The 16349-nt window shown below is 34.5% G+C and carries 19 protein-coding genes; 1 reads left to right on the plus strand and 18 read right to left on the minus strand.

Annotation, left to right across the window (positions count from 1 at the left end; genetic code table 11):
- Positions 1-92: 92 nt before the first annotated feature.
- Positions 93-497, plus strand: coding sequence for a helix-turn-helix domain-containing protein (locus tag L323_RS33510; RefSeq protein WP_020816035.1), 405 nt, complete (start codon positions 93-95; stop codon positions 495-497).
- A 50-nt stretch (positions 498-547) separates the two neighbouring features.
- On the opposite strand, the gene L323_RS40845 is transcribed toward L323_RS33510, so the two are convergent.
- The 18 genes from L323_RS40845 to L323_RS33600 all read right to left on the minus strand — a co-directional run bounded on the left by L323_RS40845 (position 548) and on the right by L323_RS33600 (position 16320).
- On the minus strand, positions 548-691 hold the full coding sequence (locus L323_RS40845) for a cyclic lactone autoinducer peptide (RefSeq protein ID WP_020816036.1): 144 nt from the start codon (positions 689-691) through the stop codon (positions 548-550).
- A gap of 28 nt (positions 692-719) precedes the next feature.
- Positions 720-1529 (minus strand): hypothetical protein, encoded by an 810-nt coding sequence (locus L323_RS33515; RefSeq protein ID WP_020816037.1) that lies wholly within the window; start codon positions 1527-1529, stop codon positions 720-722.
- Positions 1530-1712: 183 nt separating this feature from the next.
- Positions 1713-2336 (minus strand): accessory gene regulator ArgB-like protein, encoded by a 624-nt coding sequence (locus tag L323_RS33520; protein WP_020816038.1) that lies wholly within the window; start codon positions 2334-2336, stop codon positions 1713-1715.
- Positions 2337-2384: 48 nt separating this feature from the next.
- Positions 2385-2936, minus strand: coding sequence for a GNAT family N-acetyltransferase (locus tag L323_RS33525; RefSeq protein ID WP_020816039.1), 552 nt, complete (start codon positions 2934-2936; stop codon positions 2385-2387).
- A gap of 193 nt (positions 2937-3129) precedes the next feature.
- Positions 3130-4023 (minus strand): dockerin type I domain-containing protein, encoded by an 894-nt coding sequence (locus tag L323_RS42015; protein WP_020816040.1) that lies wholly within the window; start codon positions 4021-4023, stop codon positions 3130-3132.
- A 196-nt stretch (positions 4024-4219) separates the two neighbouring features.
- Positions 4220-4798, minus strand: coding sequence for a TetR/AcrR family transcriptional regulator (locus tag L323_RS33535; RefSeq protein WP_020816041.1), 579 nt, complete (start codon positions 4796-4798; stop codon positions 4220-4222).
- Positions 4799-5192: 394 nt separating this feature from the next.
- Entirely contained in the window at positions 5193-5828 is a 636-nt protein-coding gene (locus L323_RS33545) for a GDSL-type esterase/lipase family protein (RefSeq protein ID WP_020816043.1), read from the minus strand.
- A 40-nt stretch (positions 5829-5868) separates the two neighbouring features.
- A complete protein-coding gene (locus L323_RS33550) occupies positions 5869-6783 on the minus strand; it encodes a dihydrodipicolinate synthase family protein (protein WP_020816044.1) in 915 nt (304 codons plus the stop codon).
- Between the two features lie 24 nt (positions 6784-6807).
- Positions 6808-7638 (minus strand): carbohydrate ABC transporter permease, encoded by an 831-nt coding sequence (locus L323_RS33555; protein WP_020816045.1) that lies wholly within the window; start codon positions 7636-7638, stop codon positions 6808-6810.
- A gap of 18 nt (positions 7639-7656) precedes the next feature.
- Complete coding sequence (locus L323_RS33560; RefSeq protein WP_020816046.1) at positions 7657-8577, minus strand: carbohydrate ABC transporter permease; 921 nt, start codon at positions 8575-8577, stop codon at positions 7657-7659.
- A 100-nt stretch (positions 8578-8677) separates the two neighbouring features.
- Complete coding sequence (locus L323_RS33565; protein WP_020816047.1) at positions 8678-10030, minus strand: ABC transporter substrate-binding protein; 1353 nt, start codon at positions 10028-10030, stop codon at positions 8678-8680.
- Positions 10031-10084: 54 nt separating this feature from the next.
- Positions 10085-10783 carry an N-acetylmannosamine-6-phosphate 2-epimerase gene (locus L323_RS33570; RefSeq protein ID WP_020816048.1) on the minus strand — a complete coding sequence of 233 codons (699 nt, stop codon included), beginning with the start codon at positions 10781-10783 and terminating at the stop codon, positions 10085-10087.
- Positions 10784-11016: 233 nt separating this feature from the next.
- Positions 11017-11748, minus strand: a complete 732-nt coding sequence (locus tag L323_RS33575) for a GntR family transcriptional regulator (protein ID WP_020816049.1) — start codon at positions 11746-11748, stop codon at positions 11017-11019.
- 27 nt (positions 11749-11775) lie between these two features.
- The gene (locus tag L323_RS33580; protein ID WP_020816050.1) at positions 11776-12228 is read right to left on the minus strand and encodes a YhcH/YjgK/YiaL family protein; all 453 of its coding nucleotides are present in this window, start codon (positions 12226-12228) and stop codon (positions 11776-11778) included.
- A gap of 27 nt (positions 12229-12255) precedes the next feature.
- Positions 12256-13206 (minus strand): ROK family protein, encoded by a 951-nt coding sequence (locus L323_RS33585; protein ID WP_020816051.1) that lies wholly within the window; start codon positions 13204-13206, stop codon positions 12256-12258.
- 51 nt (positions 13207-13257) lie between these two features.
- Positions 13258-13983 (minus strand): glucosamine-6-phosphate deaminase, encoded by a 726-nt coding sequence (gene nagB / locus L323_RS33590; RefSeq protein WP_020816052.1) that lies wholly within the window; start codon positions 13981-13983, stop codon positions 13258-13260.
- 23 nt (positions 13984-14006) lie between these two features.
- Positions 14007-15155, minus strand: coding sequence for an N-acetylglucosamine-6-phosphate deacetylase (nagA, locus tag L323_RS33595; RefSeq protein ID WP_020816053.1), 1149 nt, complete (start codon positions 15153-15155; stop codon positions 14007-14009).
- Positions 15156-15342: 187 nt separating this feature from the next.
- A complete protein-coding gene (locus L323_RS33600) occupies positions 15343-16320 on the minus strand; it encodes a carbohydrate kinase family protein (protein ID WP_020816054.1) in 978 nt (325 codons plus the stop codon).
- Positions 16321-16349 lie beyond the last annotated feature (29 nt).

Here is a 16349-nt window from a genome sequence, read left to right on the forward strand (position 1 = left end):
TTACAGTCATGTAGTGAATATATTTGTCGATAAATAAAAAATATTGCATAATTTGGTATGGATATTTATAATAATATCTTGAGGTGATTAACATGCATGTTCTGCCGGAGAGAATTAAAAGTTTACGGAATGTTAAAGGACAATCCCAAAAAGAATTAGGACAAGCTTTAGGTAAAAGCAGAGAAGCTATTTCAAAATATGAGCTTGGCGAAAGAGAGCCGGATCCGGATGCGCTTGTATTATTTTCAAAGCATTTTAATGTATCCTCTGACTATATGTTGGGAATCACTGATCATATAGAAAACAAAGCTTTTGGGAAAAGAAAACCTTACAGTCCGGAATTATATGCCTTTGAAAAGTATTTGAAGAATCAGGATTTTATACCTTATCTTCAGCTGGCAGTAAGTATGAAGGATTCACATTTAGATATTAATTCATTCAAAAACCCTATAAACAAGCTTATCAAGCAGGGAAAAAAACAAAAACACCCTAAATAATTATAAGGTGTTTTTGTCTTGACTCAAATACATGGTTTTTGATAAATTCATTAATGACTTCTGCGTGCCGTCAAATGCTTTGGAGCTTTCGGCTGATAAAAGGATGTACAACATGCTGAGCTTATACCTGATAGCGCAAGAAGTGTAACTAGTAGTGACAAAGGTGCAAGCAAAAATTTTATTTTTGACTTCATTATCTTACCCTCCCCTCCGTTTTAATACTTATTCATTAAGATAATCTATAAGTTTAACTGCTTCATCCACTTGATTTTGAGCTAATAAATTTCGGATTTCGCCTAAAGCATATATGACATCATCTTCAAAATCCTTATATTTATTAAATGATTTTACTACCAAATTTCCTATTACCATATAAATTAGTTTAAACATCAATATATTAAGTGATAAAAACACTACAAACATAGATACAGAAAATGTAATTTGATAAACCAACTTTAACTTATCAAAAACAGTGAGAAATACAAAATAGAGCAATTGCTCTCCAAACAATAGCAATAAAAATACTCCTACAAACAATCTGTGAAATTGGCGGTTAATCCGTGTAGCCAGTAAAATTTCATATTTCCATAAAAATATTGCAACAATCACCTGACCAATTCGTTGTGGTAAGGAAAGTAATACGTACAAGTGATATGCATTTTGATAATTTACCATTCCTTTGAAAGCATATGTAATTACATAAGGCATGTATAAGACTTCTATTACAGTCAGTAGTAACATAAAAAATGATGTACCAAGTAAGGCGTATGTTGGTTTCATCCTATAAAGTATAATAAATATTAGTGAGTATGCAACAGCATGCAATGTAACACTTGTTACAATATTAGGCGATATAGGTCGGATAACCCATGATGAGGTAAGCATTAATATTATAGCGGTAGCAAATTTCAAAATATTTTTACTATTTATTTTTAAGTTTTCTTTTCGTCCGGTAATAAGCAATGCTATTATTAAATTTAAAAATGCTTCGGGCAATGATACTAAAAGTAAAATATTCAAATTCATTACCATATAAGACACATCTCCTACAAATTTATTCAATATTTCTATTTTATGACATATTATTTTGAAAGTAAATACATTCAGAAAAAGACCGAACAATCTCATAAAAGCTGTATTTTTCGACAACTTCACGGATCACGGCCTATGGTTTTTTAAATTGACTTTTTCTGAATAGATATGTTTAAATGGCTTTTACTTAGTATCCATTCCATATTTTATTATGTCAAAAAATTTATGTCCTGTAGGCGTTATTGCAAATATTTCCTGCAAAACACCAAAACATAATAACAGTGTATACATTTTCATACCGAGTACGGTTAATATTGTAACTACCATTAACCATACACAGATATACACAATGGATAATTTCTTAAATCTGAGTTTCTCTCCGGGGTCTGTAATCAGCCTATTGGGAGTATCCTTTGGTGCGTATTTTTTTAATATGTAGAGACTTATGGTAAATGTTAAGGTAATCAGAATAACCAACCATATAATACTCCAATACCGATATGTATGCTTTGCAATCAGTGCTGCAGCAACAAAAAATCCTATTGACACCAACAGGCATTTACCATATGTATCCATATGATAGCCTCCGGCCACCTTCCGCAGTAATGCAAAAGATATCGATACTATCAATGTAGGAATCAGTACCCCTAAAATCGTTGAAACAGCTACTAATAAGGCAGTTTTAACAATACTGCCGATGGCTACTTGAAAGCCGAAATAATATTCTGCCTTTTTCTGGTGACTCTCTTCAAGAACACTTGCCAAACCCTTTGCACAAGAATATGACCATTTATTTATAAATCTCAATAAATTCACCTCCTGTAAAAGGATTATATACCAAATTTTGTGCTATTTCTACCTTTTAAAGCAAAGCTCCTGCCACTGCACTTTTGTAATACTTGTAACATGAAGTGTTTTTATATCATTAGTAAGGGGCCATTCTTTATCCTTCTCAGTATGATGATATTGAAAACCACATTTTTCTTGAACACGTTTTGATTTTTCGTTCCCGTCAAAATATCCGCACCAGATGGTTTTTAAATTAATGTCTTCAAAACCATATCTCATTAATTCAACTACCGCTTCAGGAATCAACCCTTGTCCCCAATAAGGTACCCCTACCCAATAACCAATTTCGCCTTCATCTTTTTCTATGCCAAGGTTACTATTTTCGCCGATCATGAGACCTACACTTCCAATAACACCCTTATTATCTTTTAATACAACCGCATAAGTACCTTCTGCCGATAGAACATCCTTTATAATCTGACGGCTGTTATCAACGCCGGTATGAACCGGCCAACCTGCAGCAGGCCCTACTCTTGGGTCTTTTGCATATTTGTATAATTCTTCAGCATCCCGTTCATCCCACGGACGCAGAATTAACCTTTTAGTTTCCAAATTCACTTTCTACACCTCTCTCTTAAACTATTTCCACAATGATTGCGAATAATTAATATACACGTATAACTGTCTTTTATAGTACTATAATAACGCAGAACTACATATATTTTTTTTAAAAAAAGACGTGAAAGCATAACTTCCACGTCTAAGTATATAAATTCCTCAATTGTAGCTTTTATTTGTGATAAACACTTACTTACACAGCAGGGAGTGTACTTACCATTCCCAACAAGTATTTTTTCATAATTGCAAAATCTAATGCATTTATTGTATTATCAGCATTTAAATCCATTAAATTATTATATGTACTTCCACCATTCATTATATACTGTTTTAATAGTGAAAAGTCTATAGCATCGATATTTCCGTCATTATTACAATCTCCGACTTTTGGTGTTGGTGTAGTGCTTCCAAAGAAGCCGACTTTTTTCATTTCAGCCCATATGGCATCCGCTGCAGCATTGCTTCCTGCCAATGTTGGATGAATTCCGTCAGACAAAATGTATGAGGAATATTTTCCTTCAAAAGTAGGCCTTAAATCAAGGAAATATCCTTTTGGTGATGTTGAACTAGTTACAATACTCTGAATCTGAGGTCTGAGAGTGTTAAGGTTTGGATTTAACGTAGCAGCCAATCCTCCTTGAGCATCTGGGTAAAACAGATAAAACACTTTTACAATTCCGCTTCTTCCCATCTGTTCAAATAAGCTTCTTGCTGCAGTAACCGCATTACTGACGCTTCCACCTATGCAGTCATTTCCACCGCCATCCATTATTACGTATTTTACAGTACCTGCATTTACACCATTCTGAAACTGTGTGGGAATATTTGGCGATATTCCTCCACTTAACATAGTTCCGCTTACCGAGAGATCTCTGAACTTGTCGGTTGAAGCCAGGACACCATCGTTTCTTGCATTTTGTTGCAGTCTGCTTGTAATATCATGAGACAATGCCAAAAATGAATCTCCGATTACAAGGACTTCACTTCCTGAAATTTTGCCGGTATCAGCGGCAAATGAAGTTGTTGGTAAGCAAAAAGTAATTAATGCCGCCAACAACAGGAACGTGATAAAATTGGATTTTTTCATATTAATCTCCTCCTTAATATGTCTATCGTTTAGTACGATAGTAACTTTGAATCCCCTAAGATATCCAGAACATGTTTTTCGAAGCTTCACTGAATACATTCGGTGAATCCATTAGATAAATAATATCATAACAGTTATGGAAAATAAAGTATAAATTGGTGTTTGAAGCTATAAGTATTAGTAATTGGATATTCTTCTATATATGTTTTGTCATTATTTCCATAATTTGCTTCATTTCCACTTTTAAATCAGTTTTTCCATCGTATAAACACCAATCAAATATGATACCTCTTGCAACAACAAAAAGCATCTTTGTCAAAGTTTCCGGGTCTGAATCATTGCTTATTTCATTATTTTTTTGCCCGGCTCTAATAATATTTGTCAAAACATTCTGCATACCCCTACCATCAACAATAAACATTTTGTTTTCTGACGTATAAAACTTTTTTATCACATCAATTCCATCTTTCAAAGTATAGTCTGCATAAATGTCGAAAAATTCTACTATTCGCTTTTTGCATACTGTTTCGGTTAATTTACCTTCTACTTCTTCCAGGAAATACTTATCAGCCTTATTGAATGCCTCTCTTAAAAGATCCATTTTAGATTCATAGTAATAATAGTATGTACCTACCGATACACCGGCATTTTTTGCAATCTGTTCTACTGTTACAGCATCAAAGCCATATTTCCGAATTAGATTTTCTCCGCACTTATATATTTTATTTTTTGATGCAATTGCCTGCTTGGTTCTTGTTGTCATTTTATTATTCAATCAATATCATATCCTTTCCGTATTTGGGTTTATAAATGTTGTATTTTACAATTTTAAACAATTCAGCAAATTCTATCAACTAGATTTTAAGTTGAAATAACGAAGCAATGTCTTCGTTTTGCTCAATTAATTCGTCCGAATCTTCTTGGGCTGTTATTTGACCGTTTTGTAGCATTATTATATAGTCTGACTCCATAACCGTAACCAATCGGTGTGCAATTGTGATGATTGTTTTATTTTTTGAAAATCTGAGCTTTTTTTTCATTGATTTCACCCTATAGTTATGTAAAAAAAAATACTATTACAAAATGCAAGAATGTTCTATATATGGACATTCTTACATTTTTATAATAGCACCAAAGGTTGTAATAATATATATTTTTTAGGGGGATTATTATAATATTTGTTTAACTTTTTCGGCCACTGCCTTGCCAAAAACTTTATGACTTACAGCATCAAGGTGCATATAGTCTATTTCATTTACTTTTGCATAGTCATTGCAATCCATAAATTCACAATTATTCATCTGAGCACATTTCATCATTAGTGCAGGTAAGTCTTGTGATTTTTCTGCACAAAGGGAGCCCATCCCTCCGGCTACATGGGAAAAGTAACACATTCTATCTATAATGATTGGAGCAATTATCAGAATCTTAGGTTCGTTACGCCATACATTTGATATAACGGCTTTTTTTATCAGACGATCTACACCATCAGCGATATTTTGAGGTGTAGCAGAAAATCTTTGTTTTGTATCATTTGTACCCAACATTATTATGAGCAGATCCATAGGTGATTGGGACATAATTGTCGGAAACAAATGTTTAATTCCGCTCAGGCCTTCATTTAACGGATCTTCAAATACAGTTGTACGCCCGTTCAAGCCTTCCTCAACAACGCTATAATCACTTCCCAATTCATTACCCAAAACACCCGTCCAGCGGACATCATCGTCAAAACGTCCGTCCGTTTCTGCATTATACCCCCATGTGTTTGAATCACCGAAGCAGACTATTTTTTTCTTATTCATGCTAATCCGTCCTTTTATCTCCAGTATTTATTACCCTTAATTAAAGTGTAGATTTTGCAATTGCATTCATTATCTTTTCGTATAAAACTTTAATCTTAGGCATATCCTGCTCATCTACAGGTTCCAAGGGAAGTCTTGTAGTTCCTATGTCTATACCTCTCAACTTTACAATTTCTTTTGCAGCACCGTAAAGTGATGGGAAAGAAAGCAAGTCAATTATTATATCATTAATTACAAATTGTAACTCCTGGGCTTTTTCAAGTTTGCCGTTTGAAAAATACTTTTCAGCTTTGAGGAACAGTTCCGGCATTACACCGTAAGTACCGCCAATTCCTGAATCAGCTCCCATTATTCTGCCTGAAATATATTGTTCATCAGGGCCATTAAACACTAAAAGCTTCTCTCCACCGATAGCTTTAAACCTCTGAATGTCGAACGTACTCATACTGCTGTTTTTAATTCCCACAACCTTAGGGTAGGTCAGCATTTTTTTTAATAAATTGTTTGATAAGCTGTATCCGGTTGTTTGAGGAATATTGTATATTATAAACGGAAGGTCTGCACTATCCATTATATTTTTCCAATGCAATTCTATGCTTCTTTCCGGTAACCCATAATACACACTAGGTACTGCTGAAAGTGCATATGCACCAACCTTTTCGGCATGTTTTGAAAGTTGAATACTGTCTTTTGTTGCTGCTGCACCTACATGAACGATGATTTTAAGTTCCTGTCCTACCTCTTCCATAACCGCTTCAAGCATTTGCTTTCTTTCATCTACCGTAAGAAGAAAGCCTTCACCTGAGCTTCCACCGACATATAAGCCTTTTACACCTTTATCGGCATAAAACCTTGCCAACTTTTTTGTTGCCTCTTTGCTAATGTTATTTTCCTTGTCAAAGCAAGCATAAAATGCTATAAATATTCCCTTTAAGTCTTCTTTATTATAATTCATTGTATTGTACCTTCCTTTATATTTTTATCCTTTTACGGCTCCCATTGTTATACCTTGAGTAAAGTACTTCTGGAAAATTATAAATACTATTATCATCGGAAGTGATGCCAGCGCTGCTCCAGCCATTATAACACCATAGTTCGTAGTAAATTCCTGTTGAAGTAATGCTACTCCTAAAGGCAATGTCATCATTTTTTCGCTTCTTATAATGATTAATTGCATGAAGTAATCATTCCACGCATTTATGAATGTAAATATTGCAAGAGCACCAACTCCCGGTTTTACCATAGGAATTACAATACTCCAGAAGCTTCTTAATTCCGTACATCCGTCAATTTTAGCTGCTTCCAGTAATTCTCCCGGAATACCTTGCGAGAACTGTTTCATGAGGAATACGCCGAAAGGCCAACCTGCCGCAGGAAGTATCAGAGCTTGATAAGTGTTTATCCAATCCAGTTTTGATAAAATTGTAAACAAAGGAATCATAACGACCTGTTTAGGAAGTGCCATAGCAACTATTAATGACCAGAATATCAGGTTTCTGCCCGGAAAAACCTTCTTTGCCAAAACAAAACCGGCCATTGTTGCAACTGTACAAACTATAAGCATAGTACCTAATGAAATTATAAAGCTATTAAGAGTCCAATGTAACAGTGGTGATTCTGACAGCTGCTTAAAGTTTTGTAGGGTAGGATTTTTTGGCCACCATTCAGGCGGTATCTGAACTGTTACGTTTTGTGGCTTAAAAGCACCTGTTGCAATCCAGTAAAACGGGAACATAAATATTACAGATAATAATACTACTAATGCCATAAATATTATTTCACGTAAAGTGTATTTTTTGAAAAATTTCATCAGTTCTCCCCCCCTATCTTAATAATCAACTTCATCGCCAAAGAATTTGAATTGAATTATTGAAATAATCATTATAACTATTGCAAGTACAACTCCCATTGCTGATGATAGTCCGTATTTATTCAAAGTAAACGCTCTTTCATAAACCATATACATTACTGTCGATGTTGCATAAGATGGACCACCTGCAGTTAAAAGTTGAATTATTGAGAAACATTGGAAAGAGTTGATGGTGGTTATTATTATAATATATAATGTTGTCGGCATTAATAAAGGCCATGTAATATGCCTAAATACCTGCCAAGGTTTTGCTCCGTCAATTTCTGCAGCTTCAAGATATGATTCAGGTACATTACCCAGAGCCGCAACATAAAGAATTATAGGCTGTCCTACTGATAAAGTAACAAGAACTGCAATCATGCAACCCAATGCATATTTTGGGTCACCCAGCCAACCGATAGGCTGAAATCCAAATAAGGAAGTAAGGTAATTCAATATACCAAAGTTTGGATGATAAATCCACCCCCACACAACTGTTATACTAACAACAGAACATACTGTTGGAAGATAAAAAATTCCTCTGAATAATGACCTCACAACCGGAGATTTTTTGTAAATATTAGCCGATACAAATAATGAGATAAGAATTACAACTGGTACATTACCTATAACTAAAATTAAAGTATTTAACAAAGATTTAATAAATATTTTATCGTTTATTAAGGAAATATAATTATCTAAACCAACGAATTTGAAATTCCTAAGTGAATAATCAAAGAAACTTATATAAATACCTTTAAGCATTGGATAAACAACAAAACCTATAAAGAAAACCAACATAGGAGCCAGAAACAAATAGGCTGTAGTCCATTCTCTCAGATTAGTTTTATTTATTTTTCTTCTAACCGATAGGTTGTTGCCTTTGCGTATATTTTCCATGCGAACCCCCCCGTTTATGAAAACTGCTTTTATGTCTGTTCACGTTTTTATTTTATCCATATGGAGCAGATAAATGCTCCATATGGATGGAATACTATTATTATTTCTTAACTAAAGTTTCATTTGCTTTTTTAACAAAATCGTCCAAACCAGCTTTTGGTGTTTGTGTTCCTAATAATATATTCTGTAAAACCGGGAAGTAATAAGTTCTCATTTCAGCAAAACCCTGAACCTGATTGTAATATGTTCCTAAATATTTGATCATACTTTCACAGTACTTTGATTCAGCATCATCATATAAACCTGTAATTGAAGATCTGACTGAGAAACTTCCTGTCTGCTTCAAGGTCTCTTTTGCTGTATCCTGGTCATTAGCTATAAAATCAACAAGCTTCTTAGCTGCTTCAACTTTTTTGACATCATTATTGTTAAATACTCCGAATCCGCCTATATATGCTTCAAACTGAGGCTTAACTGATGCATCTGGAGTTGGATAAGGAATAAATACTTCTTCAAAGTTTGATGTTTTCTTAGCAGCACTTGATGCAAGTAATGTTTTGTTATACAGAGGAACACATGCGATCTTTTCACCAAGGTACATATCAACTACATCATTTGATGCAAGTGCTTCTCCACCTTTTAATATCAATCCTGAATTAACGCTGTCAACTATCCATTGAAGGGCAGCAACATCTTTAGGATCGTTTATAGTATATTTTGATAAGTCAGGTGCTATAGTAGAAACACCGCCCATGTTGGATATCCAAGCTCTGGTCCCCTGATCTCCGGCACTTGACTTTGCAAAAATAGCAGTTGGTGCTGTCAATGTTGGTATTTTTTCTTTTATTGCCTTTAACAATGCTTCAAACTCGCTGACTGTCCACAATCTATCTTCTTTATTTAGAGGAAGCATGTTTGTCAAACCGGCTTTGTCAAGCATAGTTTTATTAAAAGCCATCATATTTGGAGCTGTATTTATAGGGTACATGTAATATTTATTGTCTAGTTTACAAGCATCTAATATTTTTGTAGAAACATCACTTTTTAAGGAATCACTAAACAGATCATCTAGTTCTGCCATTACACCATTTCTGGCATAATCAATAATTCTACCGGGATAGTCAAAAATCAAATCAGGGGCCGAGTTAGATGCAATTGCAGTATTAACCTTCTGCGGTCCACTGGCAAAATCGATCATTTCTACATTAACTTTAATATTGGGGTACTTCTTGTTGAAACTTGCTACCAACTGTTTTTCGTAATCCCCTGCAGTACCGGACTGGAAGTTTGGATAATCCCACCAAGTAATTTCAACTGATTCTGCTTTTGCAGTTGACGAAGGGGCTGATGAAGTTGATGTAGTAGACTCTGTTGTAGATTTACCACAACCTGCAAACATACTTGCAATCATTGAGATAGCCACTAATGATACTAAAACCTTTTTTGTTTTCATTGTTATCCTCCTCAAATTCATTAGTATATATTATTTTGTTTAAATAATACCGTTTTAAATTTTTACAGCCCTTATTGAATCTACGAACTTCTTTGTAATCAGCTGCGGCCTTGTTATTGCCCCACCTGTTACTACAGCCCATGCTCCGGCTTTGATACATTTTGCGGCCAGTTCCGGAGTCTCAACATTTCCCTCTGCAATAATAGGTATCTTTAATACTTTTACTAAATCTTCTATTAGTGTAATATCAGGTTTTTCTCTATCCTTGGTATAGTCTGTATAACTGCTTAATGTAGTAGATACGAGATCAAAGCCCAATCTTTCAGCTTCTATTGCTTCTTCATAATCTGATATGTCGGCCATAAGAAGACCGTCATATATCTTTCTGATTTGATTTACAAATTGTTCCAGAGTTTTTCCATCCGGTCTTGGTCTTTTAGTTGCATCCACTGCTATAATTTCAGCCTTTACAGTTAACAAACTTTTTACCTCTTCAATTGTAGGAGTAATAAAAACATCACTCTGTCCGTACACTTTCTTATATATAGCTATCAAAGGCAGGTCAACGTTTTTCTTAATCTCTGAACAATCCTGTGGAGAATTAGCTCTGATTCCTACAGCACCACCCACCTGTGCTGCTTTAGCCATACGCATCATTATTGTTGAGCTATGCAGAGGTTCATTTTCCAGTGCTTGACAGGATACTATCATCCCCCCTCTTATTTGATTAATTGCCTGATTCCAATGTCTCATTTTGCTACCCCCTAATATAATGTAAAAAACACTATACCCTAGCTTCATTAGCTAATTTGTTGATTCCTTGCTTCTGAAATCATTATAGCACCGTAAATATGTTTTGTCTATACAATCTTACATTTTGTATATACAATTTTTTATATGTTTAGACTGACTTATGCAAAACAAAAAACTCCTTTTTGAAATTTGTAATTTCAAAAAGGAGTTTTTATTTGTTTACATATATTTTATTAAACGCTCTTATTATACATCGTCAAATTAAAAGTATACCTATCGGGATTATAAATAGTTTTTGCGTATTCAATAGGTATATCATCTTCAGTAAATATCGTCCTTAAAGAAAGAAGTCCAAAACCTCTGCTTTTATTCAATAAAAGCTCAGCTTCTTTTTTACTTATAGTTACTGCCTTAATATTCTGCTTCATATAATTAAAATCAGCATGATACTCTTGTTTCATAAGTGTATAGAGTGAACATTTTTGCAAATTATATTTCATTAAATCAGGAAAATATTTTTCAGGCAGATAGCTATATTCAATTGCCATAGGTTCGTCATTTGCAAGACGCAGCCTATTTATGAAATATACCTGCTCATTTTCTGACAATTGCAACATTTGAGCTATCTGACTATCCGGTGTAATCTTCTCAAAGTATAAGATTTTGCTGCTTGGAGCAAGACCTCGTTTCTCCATGTCTTCACTAAAACCCTCTATTTCAAGCTTCTTTTCTATTATTTCTTTTGAAACAAAGGCTCCCTTACCATGGGTTTTATATAAAACTCCCTGATGAACAAGATTTGTAACGGCTTGTCTGACAGTCATTCTACTAACGCCAAACAGCTCTGTTAATTCTCGTTCAGTTGGCAGAGATTCTCCCGGAAGATATACTTTTTCTTTTATCTTTTTTTTTATATACTCTTCTAATTGAGCATAAATAGGTACCGATGAGTTTTTATCTATCATTAAAATACCCCCATACTAAGAATAAAATTACTTAACTCTTACCTTTATAACTACCTTTCTAATTTTTCCCTTTTCTCCATGTGATATCCCCGGCATATGGGCATCTTCCGGAAACAATATAAAGAATTCCCTCGGATTGTACAATATTAACCTGGGTTCTCCTGAAAGTGTTAAGAAATCATTTTCTTCATTGTAAGGTGATAAAACATTTAGTTTTTCTATTTGTGAATACCCCATGTTTTCAACACCTTCAATCAGGTACTGTATATCTATATATTTTCTATGTGCTTCATATATAGAATCTGCCAAACTCTTAGTTTCATATTCCTGAACTAAAGCATATACATCATTTCCATCTATATCATATCTACCGGGTGCTATAGAATCTAAGTCCGCTCTCTTTAAAAAGCTAAATGCTTTCTCAAAATCACTATGAAGGGCTTCATATTTTTTACAGTTACTAACATTATCAAATATCATTTTTATCCCTCTCCCCTATAATTATGTTTAAAAAAGTTCTCTTACTATTCCGCAAATAGCAGCATTATCTCCTAATTCTGCCCTTCTTATTATTAAATCTTCTCTAAACACGGGCATAAGTCTGGATAACAATTCTTTTTTAATAGGTTCTATAAAGATATCCCCTAAAGTGGTTATCCCACCTCCGAAAATTACAGCTTCAGGATTAAAAATGTGAACAAGTGATACCGTTCCACAAATTATAGCCTCATTATACTCTTTAACTATTTTAGTAGCAAGAGGGTCGCCTGAAGACTTTGCTGCATAAATAATCTCACCGCTAATATTTTCTGTATGTCCATTAACCATTTCCGTGACAATAGACTTATTTCCTTTTAATAATTCTTCCTTGAAATGTTTAATCAGAGCCGTAACGGAACCGTATCTTTCAAAGCAGCCCTTATTACCGCAGTTACATTGTTCTCCGTTCATATCAATGCTCATGTGTCCAAATTCAGCTGCTACACCTCTGTATCCGTGTTCAATACCACCATTTTTATAAATGGCTCCGCCAATTCCTGTCCCAAGGGTTATACATAAGAAATCTTTAACATCCCTTGCTGCGCCTAACCATTTCTCCCCTAATGCACATGCATTCACATCGTTTTCAACTTCAACAGGGAGTCCGGCAAATGCTATAAGTTCTTTTTTTAGCTCAAATCCTGATAATTCCGGTATTGTACTTGCTGCATATACAACTTTACCACTTACACTGTCAACCTGACCTGTGCAAGCACATCCTATCCCCACTATATTATCCTTCCCAATAGAATCAATATATCTTTGGATTAGGTTTTGTATTGAAATAAATGTTTTTTTAAAGCCTTCCTTTCCATTAGTAGGAATTCTGCAAAAATCTGAAATGCTTCCTGTACTGTCAATAAGAGCAGCTTTTATATTTGTACCCCCAATATCTATTCCTATAGCCAGTTTACTCATTTTTTACCTCCGGGATTCATGGTTGTATTTATATTATTTCCACAATATTTACTATAGTTTTGCAGCCGCATCCTTATCTACAATCACCGTAACATCCTGATGAAGTTGTAGTATAGAGGCCGGAACCTCTGGAGTAATTTTCCCGCTTATTGCTTTAGCAATAATATCAGCCTTAGATTCTCCGCAAGCCAGAAGTAATATTTTCTTAGCGCTCATAATTGTGCCTATTCCCATACTTATAGCTTTGGTCGGCACCTCATTTTTATTTTTAAAAAATCTGGAATTTGATTCTATTGTCATATTATCAAGTATTACTAAATGTGTTTTTGCTTCGAAATTAACGTCTGGTTCATTAAATCCAATATGTCCATTTACACCTATTCCAAGTACTTGTATGTCTATTCCACCGGCTTCAGTGACTTTATTTTCGTATGTTAAACATTCCTTGTCTATATTTTCAGTGTTTCCGTTTGGTATGTTTATATTTTCAGGTGGGACATTTATATGATTAAATAAGTTATTCATCATAAAGTAGTAATAACTTTGACTATTCTTTATTGAAAGTCCATAGTATTCATCTAAATTAAATGTTTTTACTTCTGCAAAGTCCAATTCTTTTTTGTTATAAAGCTTTACTAGTTCTTTATACATTCCTAAAGGAGTATCACCTGTTGCCAGTCCTAAAACGCTGTTGGATTTTAAAGTGATTTGGCTCGCCAATATATTTGCAGCCTTCCTGCTCATTTCATTGTAGTTGTCAACTTTAATTATTTTCATTTGTAAGTCCCCCCAGTGGCTGTTTAATATGTGTATACTGTTTTTCCCTCTACAATAGTTTTCAAAATATTAAATTCCTCATCCAGAATCACTATATCTGAATACTTTCCAACCTCAAGGCTGCCTCTATCTTTCTCAATACCCAACTCTTTTGCCGGGTTTAAGGAAGCCAATTTGACAACCTGACATATTCCATTACCGGTATAATCCATAAAGTTTTTAATTGCATGATTCAACCGTAATGTACTTCCTGCCAGTGTACCGTCCTCAAGCCTTGCAGTATTATTTTTAATAATAACCTTTTGTCCCCCCAACTCTGAAATACCGTCATGAAGGCAGCCGGCCCTCATAGAATCTGTTATTAATATAACCTTGTCCATTCCCTTAATGGTTGCTAATATATTAAATATGGCAGGATGTACATGTATTTTATCCGCAATCAGTTCGCAATATATGTCCGAATTTAAAACAGCCCCGACAACGCCGGGATTTCTATGATTTAAGGGAGACATAGCATTAAAGGTATGGGTTGCATGACTTACACCATTTTCTATTGCCTTTACGGCTTGTTCATATTCCGCATTTGAATGTCCCATGGATAAAATAATTTTAGTTTTTTCCTTTACTTCTTTTATAAATTTATAATTTTCATCCATTTCAGGAGCTAAAGTCATCACTTTTATAATATCCACATATTTTTCTATAAAACTAAAATCTGGTTCTATGATGAATTCATCAGCTTGTGCTCCCTTATATTTTCTATTTATAAAGGGTCCTTCTAAATGGACGCCTAGAATTTTTGCACCTTGTGCTTCTTTTCCCATAAAATGTTTTATATTATCAAGTGCGGTATATATCTTTTCTCTATTCATTGTCATAGTTGTTGCAAGAATTCCGGTAACTCCATTTTTGGCTACAATACTGCTTATTGTGGCTAAACTCTCTTCTGTCCCATCCATTATGTCATATCCACCTGAGCCGTGAATGTGCATATCAATAAACCCGGGTGAAACATAGTTTCCTTTTGCATCAACTATTTCTTGGCAGTTCTGAAGCAACTCGCCAGCCGCTTTACTCTCTATGAATCCCATAATCTTATCACTATACAGTAGAATTCTGTTATCCAATACTTCTTTTTCTACGATAATTTTCCCGTTTATTATAGCTTTCAATTTTATCCTCCCTTCATTAACTTTATTAACTTCATTATATACTACAACATTTAAATTGTCTATACAATACAAAAATAGTATATACAATGTTGCAATGGTATATACTATAGGTTAATATGTACTATTATTATGCTAAAGTCAAAAACCCGTTGGAATATATCCAACGGGTTTTTATAACTAAAGTTATTTAATTGACCTTTCGAATTTTATTTATACATTCCTCTACCTCAGGTAAGGAAGGCATCGCAGGAATTGCCCCTCTTTTTGAAGCACAAAGGGCTCCTACCGCATTAGAGAAGTCAATAATATCCGATATCATTGTTTTATTAATTTCGACTAGGGGTGACGTTATTTTGCTTATTTGATACAGGAGTCCACCAAGAAAAGCATCACCTGCACCGGTAGTATCCACAACCCTTGTATCATATGTGTTCAAATGACCGCAGCCATCAGAACATCTGAAAAAACAACCTTTGGGACCAAGTGTAACAAGTACAAGCTTTATACCTTTGTCAAAAAGTATTTTACTTCCGTTATCCAGATTACTTTCCCCTGTCAGAAATTCCAGTTCTGTTTCCGATATTTTCAAAATATCTGCATATTCTAAGCCTAACATCATACCAGCCCTTGCTTGTTTGTCATCTTTCCACAGGAGCGGCCTCCAATTGGGATCATAGGAGATGATTTTCCCTTCACTTTTTGCATATTCCACTGCCTTTAAGGTAGCACTTCTTGCCGGTTCATCAGTCATTGATAAAGAGCCGAAGTGAAAAATTTTACATTCTTTTATAATATCTAGCTCCAGATCCTCGTGTGTAAGCATTAAGTCCGCTCCAGGGTTTCTGTAAAAGCTGAAACTCCTGTCCCCATATTCATCAAGATGTACAAAGGCAAGTGTTGTATTAACTTTTTCAGAGAATTTTAAACCTCTGGACTCTATATGGTTATCCTCCAGCACACTCTTTAGGAAGTTTCCGAACTGATCATTTCCTACCTTTCCTATAAAAGCACACTTTCCTCCCAGTTTTGAAACAGCCGTAAGTACATTGGCCGGTGCTCCACCCGGGTTTCTTTCAAAGAGTAAATTGTTTGCAGAGGAATTCCCTGTTGGTGTAAAATCTATTAATAATTCGCCTAATGCTACTACATCAAATATATTAATCATCCCTTTACAATTTATATTTATTTAGGTAA

The organism is Ruminiclostridium papyrosolvens C7, from assembly GCF_000421965.1.
GTDB lineage: Bacteria > Bacillota > Clostridia > Acetivibrionales > DSM-1351 > Ruminiclostridium > Ruminiclostridium papyrosolvens_A.

What these genes read in the sequence shown, in the direction of transcription:
- L323_RS33600 (WP_020816054.1), bottom strand. Translation starts at nt 16,320, where the DNA reads ATGATTAATATATTTGATGTAGTAGCATTAGGCGAATTATTAATAGAT.
- L323_RS33550 (WP_020816044.1), bottom strand. Translation starts at nt 6,783, where the DNA reads ATGAATTATAATAAAGAAGACTTAAAGGGAATATTTATAGCATTTTAT.
- L323_RS33570 (WP_020816048.1), bottom strand. Translation starts at nt 10,783, where the DNA reads ATGAGACATTGGAATCAGGCAATTAATCAAATAAGAGGGGGGATGATA.
- L323_RS33565 (WP_020816047.1), bottom strand. Translation starts at nt 10,030, where the DNA reads ATGAAAACAAAAAAGGTTTTAGTATCATTAGTGGCTATCTCAATGATT.
- L323_RS33510 (WP_020816035.1), top strand. Translation starts at nt 93, where the DNA reads ATGCATGTTCTGCCGGAGAGAATTAAAAGTTTACGGAATGTTAAAGGA.
- L323_RS33580 (WP_020816050.1), bottom strand. Translation starts at nt 12,228, where the DNA reads ATGATATTTGATAATGTTAGTAACTGTAAAAAATATGAAGCCCTTCAT.
- L323_RS40845 (WP_020816036.1), bottom strand. Translation starts at nt 691, where the DNA reads ATGAAGTCAAAAATAAAATTTTTGCTTGCACCTTTGTCACTACTAGTT.
- nagB (WP_020816052.1), bottom strand. Translation starts at nt 13,983, where the DNA reads ATGAAAATAATTAAAGTTGACAACTACAATGAAATGAGCAGGAAGGCT.
- L323_RS42015 (WP_020816040.1), bottom strand. Translation starts at nt 4,023, where the DNA reads ATGAAAAAATCCAATTTTATCACGTTCCTGTTGTTGGCGGCATTAATT.
- L323_RS33560 (WP_020816046.1), bottom strand. Translation starts at nt 8,577, where the DNA reads ATGGAAAATATACGCAAAGGCAACAACCTATCGGTTAGAAGAAAAATA.
- L323_RS33585 (WP_020816051.1), bottom strand. Translation starts at nt 13,206, where the DNA reads ATGAGTAAACTGGCTATAGGAATAGATATTGGGGGTACAAATATAAAA.
- L323_RS33545 (WP_020816043.1), bottom strand. Translation starts at nt 5,828, where the DNA reads ATGAATAAGAAAAAAATAGTCTGCTTCGGTGATTCAAACACATGGGGG.
- L323_RS33555 (WP_020816045.1), bottom strand. Translation starts at nt 7,638, where the DNA reads ATGAAATTTTTCAAAAAATACACTTTACGTGAAATAATATTTATGGCA.
- L323_RS33575 (WP_020816049.1), bottom strand. Translation starts at nt 11,748, where the DNA reads ATGATAGATAAAAACTCATCGGTACCTATTTATGCTCAATTAGAAGAG.
- L323_RS33515 (WP_020816037.1), bottom strand. Translation starts at nt 1,529, where the DNA reads ATGGTAATGAATTTGAATATTTTACTTTTAGTATCATTGCCCGAAGCA.